General features: G+C 69.1%; 22 protein-coding genes and 1 pseudogene. 9 read left to right on the forward strand and 14 right to left on the reverse strand.

Going from position 1 to position 24,092, the window contains the following annotated elements; all coding sequences use genetic code 11:
* Window positions 1-26: 26 nt before the first annotated feature.
* From ACFYW7_RS15330 to ACFYW7_RS15350, 5 genes and pseudogenes are all read right to left on the reverse strand, one after another.
* On the reverse strand, window positions 27-323 hold the full coding sequence (locus tag ACFYW7_RS15330; protein ID WP_389502128.1) for a SelT/SelW/SelH family protein: 297 nt from the start codon (window positions 321-323) through the stop codon (window positions 27-29).
* Window positions 320-1,234, reverse strand: coding sequence for a HipA family kinase (locus ACFYW7_RS15335; RefSeq protein ID WP_389502130.1), 915 nt, complete (start codon window positions 1,232-1,234; stop codon window positions 320-322). The genes ACFYW7_RS15330 and ACFYW7_RS15335 overlap by 4 nt, the downstream gene beginning before the upstream one ends.
* A gap of 247 nt (window positions 1,235-1,481) precedes the next feature.
* Window positions 1,482-2,750, reverse strand: a pseudogene (xerC, locus tag ACFYW7_RS15340) (tyrosine recombinase XerC); the annotation flags it as partial.
* A complete protein-coding gene (locus ACFYW7_RS15345) occupies window positions 2,645-2,953 on the reverse strand; it encodes a helix-turn-helix transcriptional regulator (protein ID WP_389502132.1) in 309 nt (102 codons plus the stop codon). The pseudogene xerC and the gene ACFYW7_RS15345, both read right to left, overlap by 106 nt.
* 177 nt (window positions 2,954-3,130) lie before the next feature.
* Window positions 3,131-3,412: a helix-turn-helix domain-containing protein gene (locus ACFYW7_RS15350; RefSeq protein WP_389502134.1), complete on the reverse strand. Its 282-nt coding sequence runs from the start codon at window positions 3,410-3,412 to the stop codon at window positions 3,131-3,133.
* 257 nt (window positions 3,413-3,669) lie between these two features.
* Between ACFYW7_RS15350 and ACFYW7_RS15355 the strand changes: the two genes are divergently transcribed.
* The 5 genes from ACFYW7_RS15355 to ACFYW7_RS15375 all read left to right on the forward strand — a co-directional run bounded on the left by ACFYW7_RS15355 (window position 3,670) and on the right by ACFYW7_RS15375 (window position 9,202).
* On the forward strand, window positions 3,670-4,563 hold the full coding sequence (locus tag ACFYW7_RS15355; protein ID WP_389502728.1) for a hypothetical protein: 894 nt from the start codon (window positions 3,670-3,672) through the stop codon (window positions 4,561-4,563).
* A 50-nt stretch (window positions 4,564-4,613) separates the two neighbouring features.
* Complete coding sequence (locus ACFYW7_RS15360) at window positions 4,614-5,264, forward strand: ATP-binding protein (protein ID WP_389502136.1); 651 nt, start codon at window positions 4,614-4,616, stop codon at window positions 5,262-5,264.
* Between the two features lie 874 nt (window positions 5,265-6,138).
* Complete coding sequence (locus ACFYW7_RS15365) at window positions 6,139-6,426, forward strand: mobilization protein (protein WP_389502138.1); 288 nt, start codon at window positions 6,139-6,141, stop codon at window positions 6,424-6,426.
* A complete protein-coding gene (locus tag ACFYW7_RS15370; protein ID WP_389502140.1) occupies window positions 6,423-8,156 on the forward strand; it encodes a relaxase/mobilization nuclease domain-containing protein in 1,734 nt (577 codons plus the stop codon). Before ACFYW7_RS15365 ends, ACFYW7_RS15370 begins: the two co-directional genes overlap by 4 nt.
* Window positions 8,157-8,344: 188 nt before the next feature.
* A complete protein-coding gene (locus ACFYW7_RS15375) occupies window positions 8,345-9,202 on the forward strand; it encodes a hypothetical protein (protein ID WP_389502142.1) in 858 nt (285 codons plus the stop codon).
* Here the strand turns inward: ACFYW7_RS15375 and ACFYW7_RS15380 are convergent.
* The 5 genes from ACFYW7_RS15380 to ACFYW7_RS15400 form a co-directional block, all read right to left on the reverse strand.
* Window positions 9,190-10,047 carry an aldo/keto reductase gene (locus ACFYW7_RS15380; RefSeq protein WP_389502144.1) on the reverse strand — a complete coding sequence of 286 codons (858 nt, stop codon included), beginning with the start codon at window positions 10,045-10,047 and terminating at the stop codon, window positions 9,190-9,192. The genes ACFYW7_RS15375 and ACFYW7_RS15380 overlap by 13 nt on opposite strands.
* Entirely contained in the window at window positions 9,981-11,177 is a 1,197-nt protein-coding gene (locus ACFYW7_RS15385) for a JmjC domain-containing protein (protein WP_389502146.1), read from the reverse strand. Before ACFYW7_RS15385 ends, ACFYW7_RS15380 begins: the two co-directional genes overlap by 67 nt.
* Before the next feature lie 85 nt (window positions 11,178-11,262).
* Window positions 11,263-11,430: a hypothetical protein gene (locus tag ACFYW7_RS15390; protein ID WP_356752333.1), complete on the reverse strand. Its 168-nt coding sequence runs from the start codon at window positions 11,428-11,430 to the stop codon at window positions 11,263-11,265.
* A gap of 142 nt (window positions 11,431-11,572) precedes the next feature.
* On the reverse strand, window positions 11,573-11,890 hold the full coding sequence (locus tag ACFYW7_RS15395) for a hypothetical protein (protein ID WP_356752342.1): 318 nt from the start codon (window positions 11,888-11,890) through the stop codon (window positions 11,573-11,575).
* Window positions 11,890-12,381, reverse strand: coding sequence for an ATP-binding protein (locus ACFYW7_RS15400; RefSeq protein ID WP_389502148.1), 492 nt, complete (start codon window positions 12,379-12,381; stop codon window positions 11,890-11,892). Before ACFYW7_RS15400 ends, ACFYW7_RS15395 begins: the two co-directional genes overlap by 1 nt.
* A 256-nt stretch (window positions 12,382-12,637) precedes the next feature.
* Here ACFYW7_RS15400 and ACFYW7_RS15405 point away from each other — a divergent pair, with 256 nt between their 5' ends.
* From ACFYW7_RS15405 to ACFYW7_RS15415, 3 genes are all read left to right on the forward strand, one after another.
* Entirely contained in the window at window positions 12,638-13,981 is a 1,344-nt protein-coding gene (locus ACFYW7_RS15405; protein ID WP_389502150.1) for a tetratricopeptide repeat protein, read from the forward strand.
* A gap of 73 nt (window positions 13,982-14,054) precedes the next feature.
* Window positions 14,055-15,227 (forward strand): serine hydrolase domain-containing protein, encoded by a 1,173-nt coding sequence (locus ACFYW7_RS15410; RefSeq protein WP_389502152.1) that lies wholly within the window; start codon window positions 14,055-14,057, stop codon window positions 15,225-15,227.
* A 139-nt stretch (window positions 15,228-15,366) separates the two neighbouring features.
* Complete coding sequence (locus tag ACFYW7_RS15415; protein ID WP_389502155.1) at window positions 15,367-17,025, forward strand: N-6 DNA methylase; 1,659 nt, start codon at window positions 15,367-15,369, stop codon at window positions 17,023-17,025.
* On the opposite strand, the gene ACFYW7_RS15420 is transcribed toward ACFYW7_RS15415, so the two are convergent.
* Genes ACFYW7_RS15420 through ACFYW7_RS15435 form a run of 4 tightly spaced genes read right to left on the reverse strand, consistent with a single transcriptional unit; the run spans window position 16,985 to window position 23,114 of the window.
* Entirely contained in the window at window positions 16,985-18,253 is a 1,269-nt protein-coding gene (locus tag ACFYW7_RS15420; protein ID WP_389502158.1) for an McrC family protein, read from the reverse strand. The genes ACFYW7_RS15415 and ACFYW7_RS15420 overlap by 41 nt on opposite strands.
* Window positions 18,250-20,118, reverse strand: a complete 1,869-nt coding sequence (locus ACFYW7_RS15425; RefSeq protein ID WP_389502161.1) for a DUF4357 domain-containing protein — start codon at window positions 20,116-20,118, stop codon at window positions 18,250-18,252. The genes ACFYW7_RS15420 and ACFYW7_RS15425 overlap by 4 nt, the downstream gene beginning before the upstream one ends.
* Before the next feature lie 60 nt (window positions 20,119-20,178).
* A complete protein-coding gene (locus tag ACFYW7_RS15430; RefSeq protein ID WP_389502164.1) occupies window positions 20,179-20,685 on the reverse strand; it encodes a hypothetical protein in 507 nt (168 codons plus the stop codon).
* Window positions 20,682-23,114 carry an AAA family ATPase gene (locus ACFYW7_RS15435; protein WP_389502167.1) on the reverse strand — a complete coding sequence of 811 codons (2,433 nt, stop codon included), beginning with the start codon at window positions 23,112-23,114 and terminating at the stop codon, window positions 20,682-20,684. Before ACFYW7_RS15435 ends, ACFYW7_RS15430 begins: the two co-directional genes overlap by 4 nt.
* Window positions 23,115-23,336: 222 nt before the next feature.
* Here ACFYW7_RS15435 and ACFYW7_RS15440 point away from each other — a divergent pair, with 222 nt between their 5' ends.
* The gene (locus tag ACFYW7_RS15440) at window positions 23,337-24,080 is read left to right on the forward strand and encodes a hypothetical protein (protein WP_389502169.1); all 744 of its coding nucleotides are present in this window, start codon (window positions 23,337-23,339) and stop codon (window positions 24,078-24,080) included.
* The last annotated feature ends 12 nt before the right edge of the window (window positions 24,081-24,092 follow it).

A 24,092-nucleotide genomic window follows, 5' to 3' on the forward strand; every position in this document is an offset into this window, starting at 1 on the left:
GCGACGATGGGGCGTCCGCCCCGATCTCAGTCCGCGGGCCCGTTCGCGGTTCTGTCCGAGTGGCCCAGGGATCTCTCCGGGGCCACTCGGTCGCGTACGAGCCGCTTGACCGCCGTGGGCTCGGGGAACCCCTGCTCGCGACGGTCCCAGACCACCTCGTCGTCGACCCGGACGACGAAGACACCGCCGGTGCCGGGCTTCAGGGACAGCTCGTCGAGCTCCGCCTCGAAGGTGGTGAGCAGTTCCTGGGCCAGCCAGGCCGCCCTGGGCAGCCAGCGGCACTGGGTGCAGTACTCAATCTGTACACGCCGACCGTCCGTCATCCGAGATGCACCGACCAATCCTGTTCCGCCGCCGGTTTGCCGTGCAGGTCCGGGACCCGTTTGAGCCAGTCGGGACGCCCCCGCTGGGTCCGCTCCGCGCGGTCGGCGTCCTCGGCCGCGAGCTGCTCGCGGGTCGGGAAGTCCGTGGGGAGCCAGGCGGCGGAGGCCCGGACGCGGGCGAGGAGATAGCCGACGTACGCCTCCCGGACCGCGTCGGGGCCGTCGAAGCCGGGCTCGTCCGTGAGCCAGGCGTCGGGCACCTCGGCCAGGATCGTGCGCAGCAGGTCCCCGGTCACCCGGGGCGCGAGCTCGGCGTCGGCCGCTCGGGTGTCCGGGCTGTGCCCGCCGAGCGCGTGACCGCGGAAGTCGTACGCCTTCTCGGGCGACGAGGCGTCCCAGCGGTGGTGGAAGACGAGTGCGGCGCCGTGGTCGATCAGCCAGAGCCGCGGTGGCGCGATGCCGAAGGTGGGCCAGACCATCAGGTTCGAGCTGTGCACCGTGCGGTCCACATTGACCGTCAGGGCGTCCAGCCAGATCACCTTGCCGGCCTCCAGCGGGTCGACCGGGAAGGTCCTCGCGATCTCCGGGGTGAAGTCCTTCGCGCCCGGCAGGTAGTCCATGCCGAGGTTGAGCCCGGCACTGGCCCGGAGCAGGTCCTGGACCTCCTGATGGGGCTCGTGCCCGCCGACCGCCGGGTCGAAGTGGACGAGGACCAGCTCGGGGAACCGCAGCCCGAGGGCACGGGCCAGCTCACCGACGACGATCTCGGCGACCAGCGCCTTGTGTCCCTGGGCCGCCCCCGTGAACTTCACGACGTAGGTCCCCAGGTCGTCGGCCTCGACGACTCCGGGGACGGAGCCGCCCGCATGCAGGGGCTCGATATAGCGGATTGCGGTGACGTGTCTCAGCATTTCCGGAGCCAACCTGTCCCCTCAGCCTTGCAATCCACGACCGCCCCCCCGAACCGCTCGTCGAGCGGGATCGCCCGGGACCAGCCGTGGGGAGAATCTGGGGAGTTCGGATCGGCATGCTGTTTCCCGTCCTCCCCAGCAGTGCGTCAACGGCCGTACGTCCTTTGCTTCCGGCCTCTGGCATGAAGTGTGCATAGTAACCGAGGGTGATCGCCGGTGAGGAGTGCCCGAGCCAGCGGGCCACGGTCACCACGGACTCCCCCGCCTCCAGCATGATCGAGGCGAAGGTGTGCCGCAGCACGTGGAAGCCGTCGTGCGGGGCCGCCTCCCACTGCCACTGCTTCGCCCCCTCCACCTGGGGCCGGATGACGCCGGCCTTGGCCAGCGCGGGCTTCCAGGTGTAGGTGTTCCACGTGTTCACCGCGATGGCGTTGCCGAACCGAGTGGTGAGCAGCAGGGAGTACTTCCTCCTCTGCGCGGTCGCCTCCGGCTTCCCCCACGGCAACTCGACCTCCACCGGCGGGAACGCCGCGATGTGACGCTTCAGCTCTTCAGCCACCGTGGGGGGCATGTCGACGACGCGGGTCTTCTTGCCCTTCGGCAGGGCGAAGTACAGCCTCCCCTTGATCGCCTGGACCTGGCGTCGGACGTGGAGCACGCCGCGTCCGTAGTCGATGTCCTCGGGACTCAGCCCGAACACTTCGCCCTGCCGGAGCCCGCAGCCCAGCCCGAGCACGACAGCGATCCGGTTCCGCGGGCTGATGACGTCGCGGACGCGCAGAGCGGTCTCCAGCGGCCACGCCTCGCGGCGCTCCTGCGCGGCCCGGGGCCACCGCACGGACTTCGCCCGCATGGGGTTGGCGACGAGCCGCTTGTCGTCCACGGCCGCTTCCAGGACGGAGGACAGCTCGGACAGGATGCCGCGGCGGTAGTCGACCGAGACGACGGTGCCGTCCAGCTTCGCGACGTACGCGCGCAGGTCCGCCGCCGTGATGCTCCTGAGCGGCAGATGGCCCAGGTGCGGGACGATGTGCAGGCGTGTTCGCCGCTCCTGGCCGTCCTGGGTCTTCGGGGCGCCCGACCGGCCCGGCGCCCAGTGCCGCGCGATGTAGTCGGCGAGGGTGATCGATCCGTCGCGCGGGTCGACGAACTCGCCGCGCTCCTCATCGGTGGCTGACCGGCGCAGCCACGCCTTGGCGTCCTCCAGCGTCTCGAACGAACGGTCCCGGACGCCGGGGATGCCGGCGACCTTGTACCGCTTGCCCGTGCCGTGGCGCGCCGTCCGCTCGCGCTTCCCGGTGACCGGGTCCTTCTTCTTCTTGATCCAGCGGTCTTCTATGTAGCCGGCCAGGGCCGTCTCTCCTTCTCCGGAGCGTTTGATCGAGCGGGCGGGTGCAATGGGGCCGCGCGTCAGACGCTGTGGTGGTCGCGGTCGGGGCGCTGCCGCGGGGGTGCACTGAGGGGACTCAGCTCGGGGTTGGAGCGGGAGTCGGACCGCTCCTGTTCGCGGACCCAGGCGTCGAGGGCGCTCCGCCGGTACATGACGCGCCCGCGGGGGCCCATCCGGAAGCTGGGCGGTCCCTGCCGCCGGTGGCGCCAGACGTAAAGGGTGTGCGGGGACAGGCCGAGGTATTCGGCAGCACCCTTGACGCTCAGGAAAGCGGCGACTTGCGATGCCGAAAGGGCGACAGATGGAACGGAAGACTGAGTGGTGGGCATTCAGGACCTTCTGCTGGGGCAGGGAGCAGTTGCACTTGACGCGCATTCGGGTTCGGGTCGGCGGGACAAGTCCCCCACATAAGAGAAGTAATGGGAACTCGAAATGGAAAGACGCGACTGCCGGGAACGCTTCAATGGTCCGGAGGATCGCCGGTTTGGCCAACCGGCGATCGTCGGTTATGTTGCGCCGCTTCCTCCTCGGCGACGCACGAAACCGTCGCCGAGGAGGGCGTGCGGAGGTACTCCGAGGGCGGCGGCGATGGCCATGAGGTCGTCGATGTCGCACCGGCGGACCAGGCGTTCGATGCGGGAGAGCTGGGTGAAGGTCATGGGCCGGCCGACGGCGGTGACGCGGGCGGCGAGCCGGCGCTGCGAGTAACCGCGCGCGGTGCGGAGTCGCTCTATGGCCTGTGCGGTGGCTTGTCCGGCGGGACCGATTCCGAGGGGGCGTGGCGGCATTGGTGTGTTGTAGCTTGCTTTCCCGGGCGGGGGAAGCGGTTTGGTGTCTGCCGTGAGCGATGCGCTCGGAGGTGCCGGATTCCGGTACCTATTTCTCTGACCGGCGATTCGGGCCTACGGTTTCCGAACCCGGGCGAACAGTACAGAGTTTCAGAACCAACTCTGGACTTCCGAGCCGTGGGTGTGGCTGTGTTGTCCACACGCCCCGGCATTCCGCTGGAAGGCGTCCCGAATTGCGACGAAGGTGGTCGATCGACATCGCCCGTATCCGCACCATCAAGCCCGAAGCGTTCGCCTCCGAATCCCTGGCGATGGTGTCCCTCTCCGCCGAGCGGACGTTCTTCGGACTGCTCACGCAGGCCGACGACCACGGCCGGTTCCGCGACCAGGCCGCGGTCATCGCCGGCCTGCTGTGGTCGCTGCGCCCGGACCACGGCCCCCTCGGCGTCGAGGACGACCTCAGCCAGCTCCACGAGGCCGGCCTGATCTGCCGCTACGAGGGCGGCGACGGCAAGCGGTACCTGCACGTCGTCACCTTCGCCCGCCACCAGAAGATCAACCGGCCCAGCGGCGTACGCCACCCCGACTGCCCGCGCCACGACCTCGGCCTCAACCTCGCCCCTGAGCCCGCACCGAGGGCTCATGGAGATCTCCCGGAACCCTCCGTGAGTCCTCACGGAGCCGGGACGGCAAACCCGAGTGCCGAAGAAGTCGCTGGTCAGAGCACGCACAGTGAGCCCTCACCGCCGACTCACGGAGGGCTCGGTGAGGAATCCGGGAGCCCTCACGGTCCGGATCTAGGACCTAGGATCATGGATCTAGGATCTGTCCCTTCGGGGGGCGCGAGCGCCCCCGCGCCTGCGACCGTCTCGGCGAAGGTCCTCATCGGCGAGTACGTCGCCGCGTGTGCCGAACGCCCGCCCTCCAGCTTCCTGGGACACCTCGGACGCGAAGTCCGCACCCTTCTCGCCGAGGGCATAAAGCCCGACCACATCCGCGCCGCACTGGTCCGGCAGCGGACCAAGGGAGTGCACCCCACGGCACTGCCCAGCCTCGTCAACGAGGTGATGAACGCGAACCCGCGCAGCGCCCCGCGCCAGGCATGGACCAACCCCGCCGATGCCGCGGCGGCTTACGGAGGCCAGCTCTGAGCACCACCACCGGCACGCGCAGACGCCCGCCGCAGACCGTCGGCCCACTGGTGAACCGCCTCGAAGCGATCCTCACCGCCCGCGGCGTCGATCCGAACACCACGACGGCAGCCCCGCCCGACGAACCGGTCACGGCGCTGGAGATGGCCGACGCCCGCATACCCGCCCGCTACCGCGGCGCCCTCGCCGACCACCCGCAGATCACCGCGTGGGCCGAGCAGATCGCCCGAGCAGGGCGCCCGGGCCCGGCTGGCGCGCCCGGCATCTCCGAGGGCGGCTCACTGCTGATCGTCGGCCCCACCGGCACCGGCAAGACCCACCAGGCGTACGGCGCCGTCCGCGCCCTCCTCGCCCGGGGCGTCCGCCTGCGCTGGGAAGCCACCACCAGCGCCGACCTCCACGCCCGCCTCCGCCCCCGCACCGGACAGGACACCGAACGCGAGCTGCAGACCCTGGCCCGCTGCCCGTTGCTGCTCCTGGACGACCTCGGCGCGGCCAAGACCAGCGAGTGGACCGAGGAGCTGACCTACCGGCTCATCAACCACCGCTACGAGCACCTGCTCCCCACCCTCATCACCACCAACCTCCCCACCACCGAACTCCGCACCACCCTCGGCGACCGCGTCGCCTCCCGCCTCGCCGAAATGACCGAACGCGTCATCCTCACCGGCCCCGACCGAAGACGCCACACCCGAACCTGACCGCCCCGAGGTCGGTCCCCCATCACATCGGGGACCGCGGTCCCCGACTGCCGGGGACCGTACGGGACCGGCTTCGGGACCAAGCGGGGACACAAGGGGACCGGTCCCGCTCACGGTCCCCGCCCTGGGGACGGTCCCCCTGACGGGCCGCCGGGGATCGGTCCCACAAAAAGCAGCCGGTCCCCCAGCAATTCGGGGACCGGTCCCCGCAATGACCCAGGTCACCGCGCACACGGCCCCCAGAAAACCGGTCCCCGAAATGGAACCCAGGCACGGGGACCGGGGACCGTCGCGAAGACCGGGGACCGGGGACCGGGGACCGGCAATCCCCTCGGTCCCCGCCCGTAAAACCAGAACACCGACTGCCGGGAGCACGGTCCCCCGAGCAACGAACGGTGGGGACCGGTCCCCACCGCCCACCTGTCCGCTTCAGAGGCAACCACGCACAGTCCCAGGTGCGAGGTGCCTCTGCGCACGGCCACCACGCGTCAACAGCCCGACGCCTCCCAGACCACCTCCACCTCCCCGAAGAGAGCCGATGCACCTGTCACACCACGAAATCCCAGACCACCCCAGCGACGAACCCTCCACCGCAGCCCCAGGCGGAGCAAGTTGGAGGTTCGGACACTCCCCCGCAGGGAGAGCGCCCGAACCCGAACCCGCCCCAGGGGTGGCGGGGCCCGTCCGGCACCAGGGGGCGCCGGACGGGAAGGCTGCGACCGAGGGCGGACCGCAGCCAGGTACAGCCAGCCCGAAGGGCAGGTCCAGGAAGGGGAAGTCGCGTCCGCGCGACAAGAAGCAGCGCCCCGCCCACAGCGTCCGCCTCAACGAACAGGAACTCGCCATCATCCGATCCGGCGCCGACCACGTCGACATGAGCGTGGCCGGCTTCCTGGCCTACTCCGCCTTGGCCGCCGCCCGCGACCGGTCCCGCACCGCAGCCGCCATCGCCACCGAACGGGACGTCCTGACTGCCCTCTTCGGCGTGCGTCGTCAGCTCGGCTGGGCGGGCAGCAACGTCAACCAGGCCGTCAAAGCCCTCAACTCCGGTGCCGAAGCACCTCACTTCGCCGCCGCCCTCACCGACCTGCGTCGCGCCGCACAGGCCGTCCAACGAGCGGCCGACAGGATCACCAACCAACAGGAGAACCAGGCAACTTGATCCCTCGCGTCCACAAGCAGGGCAGCAACACCCTCGGGCTCTTGCACTACCTGTACGGCAAGGGCACCCGCGAGGAGCACATCGACCCGCACCTGGTCGCTTCCTTCGACAGCATGGCCCCCGACCCCGGCCGCGACCCTTCGGTGACGAAGACGGACCTGCGACACCTCCTCGACCAGACCCTGTCCCTACTCAACTCGGACCAGCGTCCCGACAAGCACGTCTGGCACTGCTCGGTCCGTGCCGCCCCGGACGACCCGTTCCTGTCCGACGAGCAGTGGGGCGACATCGCCCGCCGCATGGTCGCCGCTACCGGCATCGATCCTGGCGACGGCGCCGGCTGCCGCTGGGCAGCAGTCCGGCACGCCGACGACCACATCCACATCGTCGCCACCCTGGTCCGCGAGGACGGCCGCCGCCCCGACCACCACCGCTCCGGAAAGCGCGCCCAGGCCGAGTGTCGCCTCATCGAAAAGGAACTCGGCCTGCGCCAGGTCGCGGCCGGGGACGGGACCGCCGCCAAGCGTGCCACCAGCGCGGAGCGGCACAAGGCCGAACGCAAGGGGCGGGACCGCCCAGCTCGCGACGAACTGCGCGAGACCGTACGGCGCGCGGTCGCCGGCGCCGGCGGCGAGGAGGAGTTCTTCGACAGGCTGGCCGCCGCCGGTCTTCTGATCCGCAAGCGCGTCGCGCTCTCCGGCGACCTCCTCGGCTACAAGGTCGCGCTGCCCGATGACCGCAACAGTGAGAAGGAGCCGGTGTTCTACGCGGGCTCCACTCTCGCACCTGACCTGTCCCTGCCCCGAGTCCGCGAACGCTGGACCCTTCCCCCGGAGGTTGCCTCCTCAGCGGACGGCTCCCGGCCGGAGCAGCCCGATCTGCCGGACATGACAGGTCCCGCGTTCGCGCGTCGCCGGGCCGCCGCCACCTGGCAAGCCCTGCCGATCATCGACAACGGCGATGACGGCACAGCGGCAGCCCAGATCGCTGCGGCAGGCGAGATACTCGATGCGCTCGCCAAGACCTCGGCCGCCCACACCCGCGCTCAGCTGCGCGAGGCGGCGTTCGTGTTCGAGCGGGCCAGCCGATCCCACGTGAAGGCCGCACGCGGACACGATCGCGCCCTGCGCCAGGCCGCCCGTGATCTCGTCCACAGCGGGCCCGTGCTCGGCCGAGGGGAAGACGGCGCCACCACCGCCATGCTCATCGACATGGCTTTCTTCCTTGTCATCGCCACGGCGAACTGGCACGCCAAGAAGCGCCACGGCCAGCAGGCGGCCGCCGCCCGACAAGCCGCCGAACACCTGCGCGCCGCCTACCAAGTCGCCGCAGGTGAACCCATGACCGTCCTCTGCCAGCGAGGCCAACGTCTGGCCCCGCGTGTTCGGCAGCGGCAAGCCGACCTTCTCCAGCAGGTGCTGCCGGGCCTGGCCGCACGGGTCCAGGCCGAGGCTGGCTGGCCCGCCCTGGCCGCCACCCTCGACGACGTCCGCAGAGCCGGCCATAACCCGGCAGCCCTGCTGGCCGAAGCCGCCCGGCGGCGCGAGCTCGACACCGCCACTTCCATCAGCGACGTCCTCGTCTGGCGGCTACGGCGCGGCGCCCACCTGTCCGCCCTGGCCGAAAGCCCCCACGACACACCCGCACGAGGTAGTCGGCACCAAGGGCCCCCGGCGCCCGACACCCTGACCTCACCGAGCACCGTGAACGATTTCAGCCGACGACGCTGACCGTAAAGCGACGCGACATAGCCGACGATCGCCGGTTCGGCCAAACGGCGATTCTCCGGACCATCGATGCCTCCGCCCACTCCACTCCTGTGAGGAGCACCCGTATCCATCATCTGGAAGTGGCCTGCGGCTCTCACCGTGCCTCGACTCCGGATCCCTCCCACCGCACTACTGCTACGGTCGCGTCCATGGCGCTCTCGGTCTCCCCTGGTGAGGTTGTCGACCTACGCGTACAGCCGGTCGACGAGGTCCTTGATCGCGTCGAGCGGTCTCTGCAAGTGGGGCTGCTCCCGGACACGATGGTGCGCAAGCGCCGATCCGTGGGGGCCAGAACCGACCGCGACACCTGGGTACGGATCGAACGGCGCCTGCTCGACAAGATCCCCGACCAGGGGTGGAACGGCACTGAAAGCGCCGCGCGTCTGGAAGGCGTCACCCAGCCCGAATGGCACGGATGTGTGGTCTGGCGGGCCGCGGACGGGCCGGTGATGTGGCGCGCCGACGAAACCGAGCTCCTGCCCGGCGCTCCCGTCGGAAGCGCCATCTTGAGTGAAGCCCCGGAGCTGCCGGACGACTGGTGGGCGGCGTTGAACAACTCGTTGGACGCGCTGGCGGCCCGGCGCACGAGGCGGGTCGCCACACCGGACACCGACACCATCATCCAGGCCGTCGTCACCGAGTCCATCCGCGGTGTCTTCTCCGGCGATTTCGATACGGCCGTCGAACGGTGGGTGCCCGCGCACGCGGATCTGAACTGGGCCAACATGACCGCTCCGGCGTTCAGTCTCTTCGACTGGGAGGACTGGGGCAACGCGCCCCTGGGGCTGGACTCCGCCTCTCTGTGGGCGAGTTCCCTTGCTGTCCCAGCTCTGGCCGATCGTGTACGGCACGAACGCCGGTCCGACTTCGAGAGCCGGGACGGCAAGTTGATGACGTTGTTCGCCTGCTCGAAGATCCTCGGGCCGTACGCGCACCCGGAGGACCCTCGGCTGAAGCCCGCACAGCGCATGGCCGAGCAGGTCATCAAGGAGCTTCAGGCAGGCTGACCGTGCGAGCGATCCCGAAGGAGATTCCGGTACTCCTCGATGCTTCGCTCCTCGACTTCGCCGACCAGGGCGCCGACGAGTTCGCCCAGATGGGCGGGTTCATCGGTGCCCACAGCTACGGAGTCGACCCGCGGGAGGTGATAAGCGGCTCTGAAGGCCGCTTGCGTGCGGGAGAGCCGGTCGCCGTCCCGGAGAAAGACGCGTGGGTCGATCCTGGCCCACACCGGGGCACTGGTGCTGCCCCCGAAGGGGCTCATCCCCCGCACCTCGCCGTCGCCCAGGTCCCATGCCTTCGTGAGGGCATCCGCGGCGTCGAGCGTTCTGGCTCCGACCAGCAGGCCGGCACGAATCATGAGGACTGACGGCCTCGGTACGGTCGGGTCGATCAAGCTCACCAGTGGTGACGGGTCCCAGGACGCGATGCCCCAGGCGGCGCACTGGCCCTTGGCCGTGGCATCGTCGAGGGCAGCACACGCCTTTGCCAGCACCTCCTGGCCGCGAGCGGTGGCCTCGCGGAGCGAGTGTTCCGGGTTGTGCAGGAACACCAGCTCCGGCTCCCGTCCCAGGTCGCCAGCCGCTTGTTCGACAGCCTCACATAGCCGTGCGGGATCCAGGGAATGCTCCACCCCGTCCCGCGCCGAGAAATAGCCGACCTTCGTGGAGACCGTGAACTTCGGCAGCAGGTCGCCGGCTGTCCGCGCCAGTACCTGATGCGAACGGAAGCCGAGGTAGCTGGTGCTGGTGTCGAGCGCCGTGACACCGAGGTCGAGCGCCCCGGTCAGAAGACGGCGTTCGTGACGAGACCGGTGTAACCCGAGGACAACTCGGGGGTCAGTACCGCGCACAACTCCTCCTTCACCAGGATCTCGGCGACCTCCGTCACTTCGGCCCCGACGACGGCTGCGGCCCGCTCCACCTTGACCGGCCCACCGCTCAGGAGCAGACGCAGGGCGGGTAGGGCCTTCGCCGCGAGGGTGACCTTCTTCCCCGAGGTCACGACGTCGACGGTCTCTCCGTGTTCCTGGATCCGAGGAGGGAAGTGGGTGGTGCACACCACGGCGTCGAGTGGCCCGAGCACGTCGAGGAACGGCACGTGTCGAGGCAGCGTCGTCTCCTGCTCGTACGCGGCCAGGAAGTCGGCCGAAGAACGTTCACGGACCAGCTGAGCGGCGGCTCGGGTCAGGGCTTCGTCACCTGTTCCCTGCCAGCGGTCGAGGTCGTGGCGGAAGATCTCGTGCTCGCGGCACCAGTCGCCCAGCCACGCGAACCAGCTCGCCCCCGTGCGCTTGGTGATGCCGAACGTGACGTGAAGGCTCTTTCCGGACCCGCTGCCGGTCCGTGTCGCCTGGTGCCAGTGGCCCCGGGGGATGTGCATGACGTCACCGGTCCGCATCGGACCGGACCAGATGATCTCGTCGCTCGGGGTGCTGTTGGGGTCGGCGTCCCGGTACATCGGGACCGCGCGGGAGGTCGCGCGGACCTCCCACTCCTTCTCACCCGCGAGCTGGACGATGACGACATCGTGGTCGTCCCAGTGCAGGGGAAAGCCGGAGGCGTCGTTCGTGGTCAGGTACGCGTTGACCTGGACTCTCTCACGGGACCACCACTGCAGGGCCCGGCAGGCGACCTCCATCGTCGGATCGAAGACGTTGGCCTGGTCCATGATCACCGTCGCGCCTTCTCCCAGGATCCTGCCCAGGCTGCGCATGTTGACCATGGAGATGCTCTGGCCCCGGGGACTGACGCTGTCGGTGTAGTAGATGGCCGGATGAACCTCCTCGCCCTTCTGGAAGCACCGGAACTGCGGGCGGTTCAGGCTCCTGCGCATCGCGATGTCGAGCAGGCGGTTCGGGGTCATGATGCGGGAGACGAGTGCGGGGTCGTCCATGCTCCCGCGTACGAAGTTCTTGCCCAGCTCCTCGGCTCCGCTCCATCCGAGTGCTGTCTCGATGGCGCTGATCAACTGATGTTCCATCGTTGCGTCCTCCATGGGTTCGGCCACTGTTCGGACACGGTGAGGGCCGGCGCGGCCGGCCGCGCCGGCCCTCACCGCTTGGTGCCTACTCGCTGTCGTGCAGGTTGCCGTCGCCTCCAGGCCACGGTGCGTCGCCGGAACTACCTTGGTTGTCCGACCGGAGGCTGTCGTACCGGTCGTGGACGGCGGTCAGTTCCTGCACCGCCACCAGGAGGCCCTTCCGGGCCGGAGGCGGTGTCGTGTTCTCTGCCACCTCGTGCTCCTTCCTCTTCGGTTCTCCCGCCAGGGCTCCGACGGGAGGTCGATGGCCGCCCCAGGGCCGTGGGAGAAGTGCGTTGCCGTGGGGCGGCGGTCATTGGGCGCGCGATGAGCCGCGGTCCGGCGCCGGGATCAGGTCAGCGGTGAATCGGCAGGACGCCTGTGCCCTCGCGCATGTTGATCTCCAGAACGCGCTGGTCCAGTTCGTACAGACACGCACGGCAGGCGTAGAGGGCCGCATGCATACCGCTCGACCGGACGGGCCCGATCCACGTGACCTCGACGTCGTCACGGCCGCACCACAGCCAGCACTCACCGCGTGCCTGCCATTGGTGGCGATCCCATAGCGCGTAGTCAGTGGGTTCCCTCGTGACGGGGTCGATGTCGCGGCGGGTGGGCCGGAAGACCACATCGGGATCAGGAAGCGGGTTCGCCCGTAATGCGTGCCGTCCCATCACGCGACCGCCAGGGTGAGCGACTCAGGCTCGGCTACGGCCCCGCGCTTCGGCCGACGCGCGAACAACCTGCGCAGGACTGCGGCTCGGAGGGCAGGCGCCGCCTTGGGGAGCTCTATCTCCGCCCATACGCGCTTGCCTCGACCGGAGGGCTCCCAGGCAGACCGCGAAGCGAGAAGACCGACCAGCGCGAGACCGCGCCCACTCTCATCGTCGTCGTTGGCACAACTCATCTGTGGAGCCAAAGGACTGCCGTCACTGACGTCGATCACCAGACTGCCGGGGCGGTGGTACAGCGCGACGGTGACGAGCCCCTCCCCATGGACCACGGCGTTGGTGATGAGTTCGGAAGCTACAAGGCGGATGGCGTCAGCTGTCTCGTCGTCCACCGGCACACCCCAGGTACGCACCTTGTCGACGACCTGGTGCCTGGCAAGGGGCACTTCCCTTTCTGTACCCGCAAGGACGAACCGATGGACGAGCGTGGGCATGGCGGACGCCTCCGAAGAGCTGGAGAGCGGCTTCGTCCCCGACGGGGACACGGGGACGAAGCCGCCGATCTGAGGAACCGTTCCTGAAGCGGACGCCCTGCGCGCGCTCCTCGTTGGACGGCTGACACTCAGTCAACGGCCCGGGCGAGCAAGGCGGAACGTTTCTAGGGGGTTCCTCATGGGGACGCCCTCCCCATACACGGACACACGAAGTAGCCTCCCCACTACGCCGCGAGAGGATGACGGGAGTGATGACGTGCCTGGTGAGCCGCTGGCAGTCCACCCGCTGAGCTTTCTCCGCCACACGCGTGGATGGGGCAAGGCCGAGTTCGCCCGCCTCATGCAAGCGCACGGGAGATCACTCGGAATCCCGCTGGCGACCAACCGGACAACCGTATGGAAGTGGGAGCAGGGGCAGGAGCCCGACGCGGACGCCCAAGGCGTGCTCGCCGACTTGCTGCGCGTCCCGTACGAGCAGGTCCAGGAGGAAGAGTGGCCCCGATGGCTCCCGGTCTGGGAGATCGCGGGGCTCGCCACACCGTGGACCGAGGCCGGTACCGTTGAAACGTTGTCCGAACTCGTGGGGAGTGGCCGCATGGACCGCCGGGGCTTTCTCACCATCACCGGCGCCGCCTTGACGGGTCTCGCGGCGAGCTGGGCGGACGCGCCCTCCGCCTTCGCCTCGGCACTCAACGGCGACCAGGTCACGGACACCATGGTCTCGACGATCGAGCAGCGCATCAGCACGCTCCGCATTCTCGACGACCAGCTCGGAGGCGCCCGGCTCCTGGAGCAGGCACGCGGCGACCTCGCCTTGGTGACCGGTCTCCTCGGCAGCGGCCGGTACACGGACAGGATTCGCGTCCGCCTCTACTCTCTGGCGGCCCGGGTGTCGCACCTGACCGGCTGGATGGCCTACGACGCCGGCCTGCGGTCCGCCGGACAGCACTACTACGTCGGGGCCCTGCGCAGCGCTCGAACTTCCGGCGACGACGCCTTCGGCGCCTTCATCCTCGCGGAGATGGGAGTCCAGGTCTCCGAAGCCGGACGAACCGCCGAGCGGGTCGACCTCATCTCGACCGCCATCGACAACGCGCCTCGAACTCTGTCGCCGTACACCCATTCCTTCCTCTACCTGCACAAGGCCGAGGCACTGTCACGCGACGGCGACCACCGGAACGCCGGAACGGCGCTCAACCGAGCCACGTCCCTCTGGGAGCACGGCTCGGCGGAGGAGAACCCGGACTGGCTCAATTGGTTCGGCGAGGCACAGTTGAGGTCGACCGAGGGCAAGGTCCTGTTGCGTTCCGGGCAGGTGGAGCGCGCGACGAGTTCCCTGGAGACCTCCGTGGAGACCGCGGCTCCTCGGGACAAGGCTGTACGGTCCAGCCGCCTCGCGGAGGCACGGCTCGCCGGCGGCGACCTGGATGGGGCTCTGGACGCCGCGAACTACGGCGCCGGGCTCTTGGAGAGCGGTGTCAGCTCCGTACGGGCTCTGGACCGCATGAAGGAGTTCAACGCTCGACTCGATCCGCGCAAGTCCGTCTCCGCCGTCCGCGAGTTCCGCGAGCGTCTTCAGGCGCTTTCCATCGCGGCCTGACAGTCACCGTGTCGTACTTCGAGCGCCGGCCCGCCCCACCAGAACAGTCGATCCAAATGCCAGGATGGACGGCATGACGACGATCGACGGCGAGGTCGAGGCTGGATTCGAACCGGTGCGTGAGGCGTTCGAGGCGAACTTCTCCCAGCACGGGGACGTCGGCGCGGCGGTATGCCTGTACCGGCACGGCCGACCGGTGGTGGACCTGTGGGGTGGCATCGCCGATCCGGAAACCGGTCGTCCGTGGACACGAGACACTCTGCAACTGGTCTACTCGGCCACAAAGGGGGCGACGGCGACAGCCGCGCACATGCTGGCCCAGCGCGGCGCGTTGGACCTGGACGCGCCGGTGGCGAAGTACTGGCCGGAGTTCGCGGCGAACGGCAAGGCGGACATCCCGGTGCGCTGGCTCCTGTCCCACCAGGCCGGGTTGATCGCGCTGGACCAACCGGTCCCGCTGGACGAGGCGTTGGCCTGGCACCCGATGGCGGCCGCCCTGGCCGCGCAGCGTCCCCAGTGGACGCCCGGCACTGTACACGGGTACCACGGTCGAACGTGGGGCTGGCTGGTCGGCGAGGTGATCCGCCGAGTGTCCGGCCGAACGCCGGGCCGCTTCTTCGCCGAAGAGATCGCCGCTCCCCTCGGGCTGGACTTCTTCATCGGATTGCCGGCGGGTGAACGCGACCGGGTCAGCCGCATGGTGTACCAGCGACCAGCCGTGGACCTCACCACCGTGCCCGCCGAGTCGGTTCCCAAGGAACTCCGCGAACAGGTTGCCGCCTGGCGGGATCCGGAGTCCTTCAGCAACAGGGCGTACGCGGTCACCGACCCCGCTGCGATCGACTTCGACTCGCCCGAGGTACAAGCCGCGGAACTCCCGTCCTCCAATGGCGTTGGCACCGCACGCGCACTGGCACGTATGTACGCCGCACTGATCGGCGAGGTGGACGGTGTGCGCCTGCTGACCTTGGAGACCCTGGCTTCGGCGACCAAGGAGCAGGCCGGCGGGAAGGACCAGGTGATGCTGATCCCGAGCCGATTCAGCTCCGGGTACATGCTGCCTACCGAAGCCAACCCCATGACCAGCCAGAGCGCCTTCGGCCACACGGGGCGAGGCGGCTCACTCGGCTTCGCTGACCTAGAGCACGGTATTGCCTTCGGTTACGTGATGAACAACATCATCGGAGGGGTCGACGATGTGCGTGCGGCTTCGTTGGTTGCCGCAGTGCGAAGGTCGCTGGCGTAACTGATCGAGGTTGATGCCGGCAAGTTAGCCTGGCCCACCCCCTGCCCTACTCCTCACTCACCCCGACATCTATAAGTTTGTTGACATCGCCAACGCATGCACTATCGGATTCCATCCCGATTGCGTGTACGGTGGAACTATGAAGGAATCGACTCCCCCGGCTTCCGAATCACTGATCACTGGTGCAGAGATTGCCAGGCTGGCGGGGGTGACACGTGCCGCTGTCTCCAACTGGAGGCGGCGGTACAGCGACTTCCCAGCACCTGCCGACGGTGGAGCGAGCACGCCCCTCTTTTCGCTGACCGAAGTCCGTTCCTGGCTGGCCAAGCAGCAGAAAGGCACCGACCTTGCGGACGACGTCCGCCTGTGGCAAGCGCTGCGGGGCGCCTTCGGAGACGACATGGTCGCAGGCATCGCGGGCGTTGCCCGCTTCCTCACGCACGATGACGTTTCCAGGCTGGACGACAACCTGGCCGATCTGGCTGCGAGGTCTACGGCGAAGGAATCAGCAGCCCAAGTCGTCGACCAGCTGGTCGAACGTTTCCTGGACTCCTCGCGACGTACCGGTTCCGACCAGGTCACGTCATTGCGGCTGGTCAGGGCCGTGAGCCACTTCGTGGGACCAGTGCCCGCCGACTTCGTCATCCTCGATCCGGCCTGTGGTATCGGCACGCTCCTCCTCTCCGTCGGCCCCACCGAGGGGCCCATACGCCGCGGTCAGGAGATCGATCCAGCGGCTGGGGAGCTGGCCCAGGCGCGAGCCGAACTCGCAGGGCGACAGGACACCGTCATCGGGATCGGGGACTCTCTCCGCGAGGACCGCTGGCCCGATCTGCGCGCCGACCTTGTCCTGTGCGACCCTCCGGCCGCCGGCCCGGACTGGGGCCGGGAGGAGCTGCTCCTCGATGCCCGTTGGGAACTGGGCACGCCTTCCAAGGCAGAGGGGGATCTGGCCTGGCTCCAGCACTGCTACGCCCATACCACTCCCGGCGGTCGGGCCATGGTCGTCATGCCCGCTTCCGTGGCCTACCGCAAGGCAGGCAGGCGCATTCGGGCCGAAATCGTCCGGCGCGGCCTCCTTGCCGAGATCGTGGCACTCCCGCCCGGCATGGTGGCATCACACGCTCAACCGGTGCATCTGTGGGTGCTGCGCCGCCCGAGCCGACCCTCTGACGGCTTGACTTCAGTGCGGATGGTGGACCTCACCGCCAATGCGCCCGACGGCCCTATGGAGCCGACAGCCGAGCAAGTCGCCGACGTACCGCTGATCGCTCTCCTGAACGACGCTGTCGACCTCACGCCTAGCGCGTACGTGGACGCTACCCAGCAGGACTTCCCCGCCGAGTACCGCGCCTTGCAACGAGGCATCGAGGAGCGACTCGATCGGTTGACCGCATTGCTGCCCGCCCTCACAGCGGGCGAAGGGCCGGGGACACTGGACAGCGCGACGATCAGTCTGGCCGACCTCTCCCGTGCCGGGCTCGTCGACCTCGCTGATGCCGAACCAGTCTCTACCAGTGAGCAGTTGGACACCGAGTATCTACGGGGGTTCCTGCGCAGCGCTTCCAACAATCGTCGTTCGACCAGTGGCAGCGGCTCCTATCGCCTCGACCTCAAGGGAGCGCGCATCCCGCAGATGGCCATGGAGGAACAACGCCGTTACGGTGCAGCCTTCCGCGCGCTCAAAGAATTCGAGGAGCACATCGGCGAAGTGACCCGGCTGGCAGAACAAGTCAGCGCTCTTGCCCGTGACGGCCTCACCAACGGGGCGCTTCTGCCTCCCGAGGACGGTGCCTGACGGAATCCTCGGGAGGCCGCGTCGCGACCGCGCCTTCGACCATCGCGCAGGCTATGGACGTGATCGCGACCAGCAGCTCGTCGGGCGACTGTTCCAGTGCCAAGGCGTGCTGGTGGATGCGAATTCCCGCGTGCCGCACCCGATGCGTCGCGCTCGGCTCGTAGCCCCTCGCATAGATGAGATGACCGTCGGAGAGTCCGAGCGCCGTGCAGTAGGCGAGCATCTGATAGAGGTCGGCGTCCGGAAATCCTTCCGGCTTCTCCGCCTTGTATTTGGCGTCCGCGACAGCTCGGGGGATGCCATGGTTGCCGTACCAAACCAGGTCCGGACGCATCCGAACAGCCTCGGCCTCGTCCAAGTACACGCCCTGCGCCTGAAGTGCGCTGCGCCCCCCATATTGCGCCAGCGCCTCGCGCAGTGCGGTGCAGACGAAGTCCTCGAAGATCTTGTGCGTGTCGAAGAGGTATCCGTCGATGGTGATCTGGCCGCTCATATGCTCGACGGACAAGCCTCGCAGCACCGTCTCGGCCAGCCGTAGCGCGGGCTGGTAGCGGAGGTTGAGCCGACTCGCCCTCCACTGCGGCAGATCACGGCTGCCAGGGATCAGCGGCTGTGCGTCCAGCAACCGGCCTCGGTGGTGGCGCAGCCGACGGCGTACGTTGTCGGGCACTCTGGGCAGGGTCAGCAGCCGCTCCGTGGCAGCGCGCAAGAGCCGGTTCTCCGCGATGTCGGTCCCGTAGTCGTCGTAGGCGACCTCGACCGGGAACGCCCGCCCGTGATGCCGCCGGACCTGGTCCGCTTCCCTGATACGGCCTCTGACGACCGGCGCCGCCTCTTCCGTGTGCCGGTATCCCTGGAGCACTCCCTGCCGCAGAGCACGTTCGAGAGATCTCTCGAATCCCTGCGCCAACGTGGGAAGCAGCTTGTCCTGCTCGGCGACGCTCACCTCCCCGTCCCGGTGGATGCGGGGGTCAGACGCGTAGCCGATGAGGAAGAACAGCCGCGCCACCGGCACCTTGGGGACGATGCGAAGGGTGACGGGACTGTGCCCCGGTGCCCTCAGGGCCACCGCGCCGACCTTGCCGCCGGCGCGCAGCCGCCAGCAGCCCGGCCGGTAGGGATCGGGGGCGGCCTCGACAATCCGGGAGGCAGCGAGCGAGCGCCCGACCTCGTCCGGGAGAGGCACGGTGACGGGCGGGCCGTACTCGGTCAACTCGACGGTCGTCACGGCGAAGGCTCGTACGATTCGCCGTCGCCGATGGAACGGGCCAGGGCGTCGAGACCGTAGCGCTTCTCGATGTCGAAGGACTCGCCGTAGTGATGCTCCTCCAGCAGCGGCAGGATCTTGGTCCGCCAGGTGCGCTCCAGTCCGCCCTCCCGGTGCACCCTCTTCTTCATCATGTAGGAGGGGCCGATACGGAAGTCCGCCTCGTCGATACGGGAGTTGAGCGCGTCCAGAAGATCTGCGGCGCGGCTGTCGAGCCCCTCACGGTCGAGCCAGCGCCGTAGCAGGCCGCTGGTGGGCTCGGTTCGCGGTGACAGCTCGACGAAGGCGAAGCGCCGTCGCATCGCCGCGTCCACCAGGGCGATCGACCGGTCGGCGGTGTTCATCGTGCCGATGACGAAGAGGTTCGGCGGGAGTGCGAAGTCGTCGCCGGAGTACGTGAGCCGTACCGACTTGTTGCGGTACTCCAGGAGGAAGTACAGCTCGCCGAAGACCTTGGCGAGGTTGGCACGGTTGATCTCGTCGATGATCAGGAAGTGCGGGATGTGCCGGTTGCCCTCGCGGGACGCCAGGTCGGCGAGCTCGCGCAGGGGGCCGGCGGTGAGGCGGAAGGCCACTTCCCTTGTCTCAGGGTTCTCACGAGGGCGGAACCCCTCGAAGAAGTCCTCATAGGCATAAGAGGGGTGAAACTGCACGAGCTTCACCTGTTCGGGCCCGCCGCCGAGGTATTCGGCCAGTTTGAGGGCCATGTACGTCTTTCCGGTCCCGGGCGGGCCGTAGAGGATCAACTGCCGCTCGTCCCAGAGCAGATCACGGATGTCGCGCAGCCAGTCCACGTCGTGCACCAGCAGTTCGTCGGCGAGCTGCTGTTCCGGCACGGGGAGTTCGAGCTCACGTCGGGCGGTGAGGGTGGATATCGTGCCGCTGGGGTCGCGCTCTGTCGCCTCCGCCTCGTCGGCCAGCTCCTCGTCGGAGAGGCCGAGCCCCTCGATGAGCGGCTGGACCGTGGTGAGGTCCACGACATCGTGCTGGACGGAAAGCCGCTGCTGGATCTCTTCCGGCAGCACGTCGTACGGGTGGCCGGTGCTCTGCCACTCGACGGGTCGCCGCAGATTGGACCTGCCGTTGTCGGAGACGGTCTGCTCGGCGGGGCCGGTGACCTCACCGACGTAGAAACGTCCGCCGGAGAGTGTGCACACGGTGTCGCCGGGCTTCATCCGGGACAGGAACGCGTGGAGTTCCTCAACGAGTTCCAGCTTCTGGTTGTACGTGGCCGTGGTGCCCCAGTCCTCCTCGACGACCGTGCGCAGGCGCTCCTTGCTGATTCCCTGGTCGATCCCCTGGCGCAGGCGAGGGGCGGCGAGCGAGACTCGCTCCTCGGGAAGCCACAGCTTCTGGACGAGATCGGCCCCGGCCACGTTGGAGCCCCGAACGAGCCAGGCCCTGGCAGGACCCGGCCAGACCCCCTCCATGAAATCCGAGAGCGGCGCCCCCGCTTCCGTCTTCCAGTCCACCCAGCCGTTACGCGGCGCCCCGACCAGCACACCCGCGGCAAAGGACGGGGACCCGCAGTCGACGTCCTGGGCCAGCTCCAGCCACCCGGGCCAGCGAGTGGACGGGCGCAGCACACCCGTGTTCTTCATCGTCTCCCGTGCGGCGGCTGTGCCGGAGAAGTGCTTGGAGAAGGATGGCATCTCACGGTCCCTGGCGGGCGAGCCCGACAGGATGCGGAACTTCCGGCTTCCGTTGGTCCCCACCTCGTCCAGCAGCACCCCGCGTGCCCGATCGACCCCGCTCGCCCCCGGCAGTCGCAGCAGGAACTGCGGTGACCCCTGGGGGCCGGGGGTCACTTCGTCGGCATCGGTCACAGCCGCTCCCCGAGTTCCGGACAGCACTGACACTGTCACTTTTCTCAACAACCCTACTCATCACCCCGGCGGCGGACCGGGCTTCGGTGCGGGACGCCCCACCCGCGGTTCCCGCGCGGGAGTCGCCGCCGGTGCCGTGGTCCGGTCCGCCAGAAGCCCCGGGGCCGGGACGCGGGTGACGGCGGTGGCAGCGGGCGGCGCCCCGTCGAGTGCGTCCAGCAGGGTCCTCACCTCCAGCAGACGGGCGTGGATCTCGGCGGGCACGGGTGGCAGTTCGGGCACCCGGTGGTGACAGACACCGCTGAGCGCGGACCAGGTGAGGCGCCAGCGCCGGGCGGTCCCCCGGTCCGCGTACGCCTCCAGGCACAGCATGCGGTGCTTGGCTTTGCGCGTCATGGCAGGGGCGATACCGTGCCAGAAGTCGTCCAGCCGCTGGTCGAGAGCGAGGCGCAACAGCACGGCGGCGGCACGGGCCCGCACGCCGGGACCGAGCTGCCCCGCCGCGCCCGGCGCGGGCCGCAGGAGGGACTCGGCGGCGGAGACGAGTTCGCGGGCGTCGTCCTTCATCGGGCACCGCCCTGCGACACGACCGTTCCCCGGCCACGCCGAATCGCCTTGGCGAGTCCCTTCGTACGCTCCACGAGCCGCTTGCGGTCGTCCACGGTCGGCAGCCCCGGGTGGGAGCCCGCGTTGAGCTCGTTGATCAGCGCCCATCCCCCGGCGTACAGGCTCTCGACAGCCGTCCGCGGGTCTCCTGAGGCGTTCCTGGGCAGGGCGAGGACCACGTACTCCTTGGTCCGCTCCAGCGGGGCGATACGCTCCTCGATCTCCGTGAGGCCGAGGCCGTGGTCGTCCCGCAGGGTACGGCGCGCGGTCTCCGTGCAGGAGATTTCGAGGGCGTGCCGGCACATCGCCGGAATCACCCGGTCGGCGACCTCCTGGGGCAGACCCGGATCGCAGGAAACGTCACGGGCCTCTTTGAACGCCTGCGTGACGGGATCGCTCCTCTTCTCGACGGTGACGACCGAGTCGCTCTCGCGAGAGACGTAGAGGATCGTCGCCTCGATGCCGAGGTGGGAGATGGCCTGCTCCAGGCGGGTGTCGTGGGTGAAGACGACCACCTGCCGGTGGCGGGCGCACTCGCTGAGGACGGTGGCCAGCCCTTCCACCTTCTGCGTGTCCATCGACTGCACCGGGTCGTCGATGACGAGGAAGCCGAACGGGCTGTCGTCGTGCGTCGCGCGCGGGATGAACAGCGACAGGGCGAGCGAGTGCAGTTCGCCCTGGCTCATCACGCTGTACGCGGGCGCCTTCTGGTCGTCGACGGAGACGCCGAGCTGTACGCTCCCGCGCGCCGCCGTCCCCTTCAGCTCGATGCGGCCGAGTGCCACGCTGCTGCTTTCGCAGAGCTTCTTCCACACGTCCTGAGACTGCTTGTCGAACTTCGCCATCCGCTCGTCCCTCAGCTCGTCCGTCTGCTTCCTGATCCAGGTGCGGGCCTTCTCGGTCTCCCTGCGCCGCTCCTTGGCCTCTGTGGACTTCTCCTCCGCGTCGAGCCACTCGGCGAGCCGAACGGCCGCGGGCCGCCAGGCGGTGTTGCGGTCGGTGAGCCTGCGAGCGGCCTCCTCGCTGACCTGCCGGCACGCCGCGCCCAGCGTGGGGGCGACGCGTTCGACACTGTTCGCCAGCTCGGCGGGGTCGGTCAGGCTCCGGCACAGGGCCCATTCACGCCAGAGGTCCGCGAGTTCCGACTCCTCTGCCCGCAGCAGGTCGGGGACCGGCTGCACGAGGTCGTGGACGGCGCGGCGCGCCGCGCCGAGCATCCGGCGTGCCGCTTCCGCCCCGGCCGCCTCCGCCTGAAGCCGCTCGATCTCCGCTCTCGCGCCTTCCGCCCAGGCCCGGTCCAGCCGATCCGCGGTGCCGCACACGGGACAGTCGGCGCTCTGGGAGCGGTGACGGTGTTCCAGGGCGCTCTCCAGCAACCCGACGAGCCGCCGCGCGTCCTCGGCGTCGGAGTGCCGTGCGTCCTCGGCCGCGGCAACCGCCTCCCGCAGCCGCGCCAGCGCGCCGGCGACCTCCTGCTCGTCGGGGCCGGACAGGGTGGCGAGCGCCTGGAGACGCACGTCCACGCCCCCGTCGGTGACCGCGTCCCGATCGAGCAGGGCACGTACGGCGCCCACGTCGGCGGTACGTCCGCCGAGCGCCCGTGCCGCCTCGGTGGCACGCTGGTCGTCGAGTCCGGCCAGGGCCTCGATCGCCGCGGTCCTCAGGTCACGAGGCCGGCTCTCGGTGTCCTTGCACGCCTTGATGCGGGCCGCGAGCCTGTCGTCAATCTCGCCGAGCTGGCCGAGCCCGATGAACCTGGCGATCTTGTTGTGCAGGTCGCTGAGCGTCCCGTCCACCATCGAGCCCAGTTCGCTGTACGGGAGGAACGGGCGGTAGAGGGAGAGCATCGAGGCGTCGATGCTCTCGTCCAGCTTCTGCTCCGTGCCGTCAGCCCGCTCCACCGTCGTGCGCGCCTCGTCCACCTTCGCCCCGTACCACGTACGGCGCACGGTGACCGGGTCGCCGGTTTCGTCCAGGGTGAGCCGCACGGCGACGGTCGGGACCGCGGAGCCGTGCAGGTTGCGCCAGCCTTCCTTCCACACCGCCGTACGAGCCTTGCCGTTGCTCCCGTCCCAGCGAGCGTTGAGGCCCGTCAGCGCCATCTCTGCGGCTTCGGCGAAGCTCGACTTGCCGGTGCCGTTGCGACCCGCAACGACGATCAGCCCCGGGCCGGGCGGAAGGTCGAGCGTGGTCTCGGGGCCGACTCCCCGCCAGCCCGCCGCCGTGATGGAACGCAGGTACACGGGGCCGGCGCGTCCGGTCGTCTCCGGGAGCGGCTCGGGAAGCATCCCGCGCAGCAGGTCGGCCGCCTCCGGGGTCAGCTCGGACGCGGTGAGGGACACGGTGAGGCGGTCGTCGAGCAGTTGACGCAGAGGGGTGTCGTGGGTCATGGCGGTGCTCCTTGCACGATCGGGCGGAGAGCGCGACGGGACCGTCGCGCCGTTCACCTCTAGATCTTGCAGGGCGCATGTTGGCGATGTCAACAGACTTAAGGATTCACCTCACCTCGAAAACGTGTACGATAGGCCCTGGCGTGGTCACGCCGGCAGCCCGCTCCCCCGGAGCGAAAGCGCGACCCACCTGAACCGAACTACGACAAAGGAGCCCAAAAAGTGCAGCCCACTCGACCGATCGGGATGGAAGACCTCACGGACGATGGACGGCAGGGGGTGCGGACAGAGCTGGAGCACGATCCGCTGGAGACGGCGCGTACACACGTACGCGCCCTGCTCCACCACATCCGCATGCTGACGGGCGAGCCTGGCGACGTCCTCGACATGGCCTTACAAACAGCCCAACGCGCCTTCGCCGAGATCGACGCATGCAACTCGCTGCTCGACGCGGCCTCCGAGCGTGCTCACGCCCTTGCGCGGGAACTCGAAGACCACCTCGCCGAGGAGGACTCCGATGCCGTGCCCGGCCTCCTCGACGAACTCGACACTCTGGCGGCCAAGGTGGCCGTTTCCGAGGCTGAACGGCAGGTCGTTCTGCGCATCTTGGGTATGGAGGACGCTGGGATAGAGGGCGCGCGGACGCCGACGGACGACCGCGATCCCGTACCCACACTCACAGCGGCCGGGCTGCCTCGGGTGCCCTCCCTGTACGACGCCGAACAGCCCGGCTACGGCACATTGACCGACATGATGGCCGCCCGGGAGAGGATCGCCGCCCAGCGCGCCGCCGCGCACGCCCGCCGCTCAGCCGTCGTCACCGAACACATGACGGAGATCGTCATGCTCCTGGCCAACGTCTCAGTCTCCGACCCAGCACTGAACGAGGAAGCCCTCACCGAGCTGCGGCACTCCTATGCGCTGTGGCTCGCGTGCGCGGACGAACGGCAGCGGGACAACAGCTGACCCGCCGACCGC

The organism is Streptomyces sp. NPDC002580 (genome assembly GCF_042889485.1).
Taxonomy (GTDB): Bacteria; Actinomycetota; Actinomycetes; order Streptomycetales; family Streptomycetaceae; genus Streptomyces.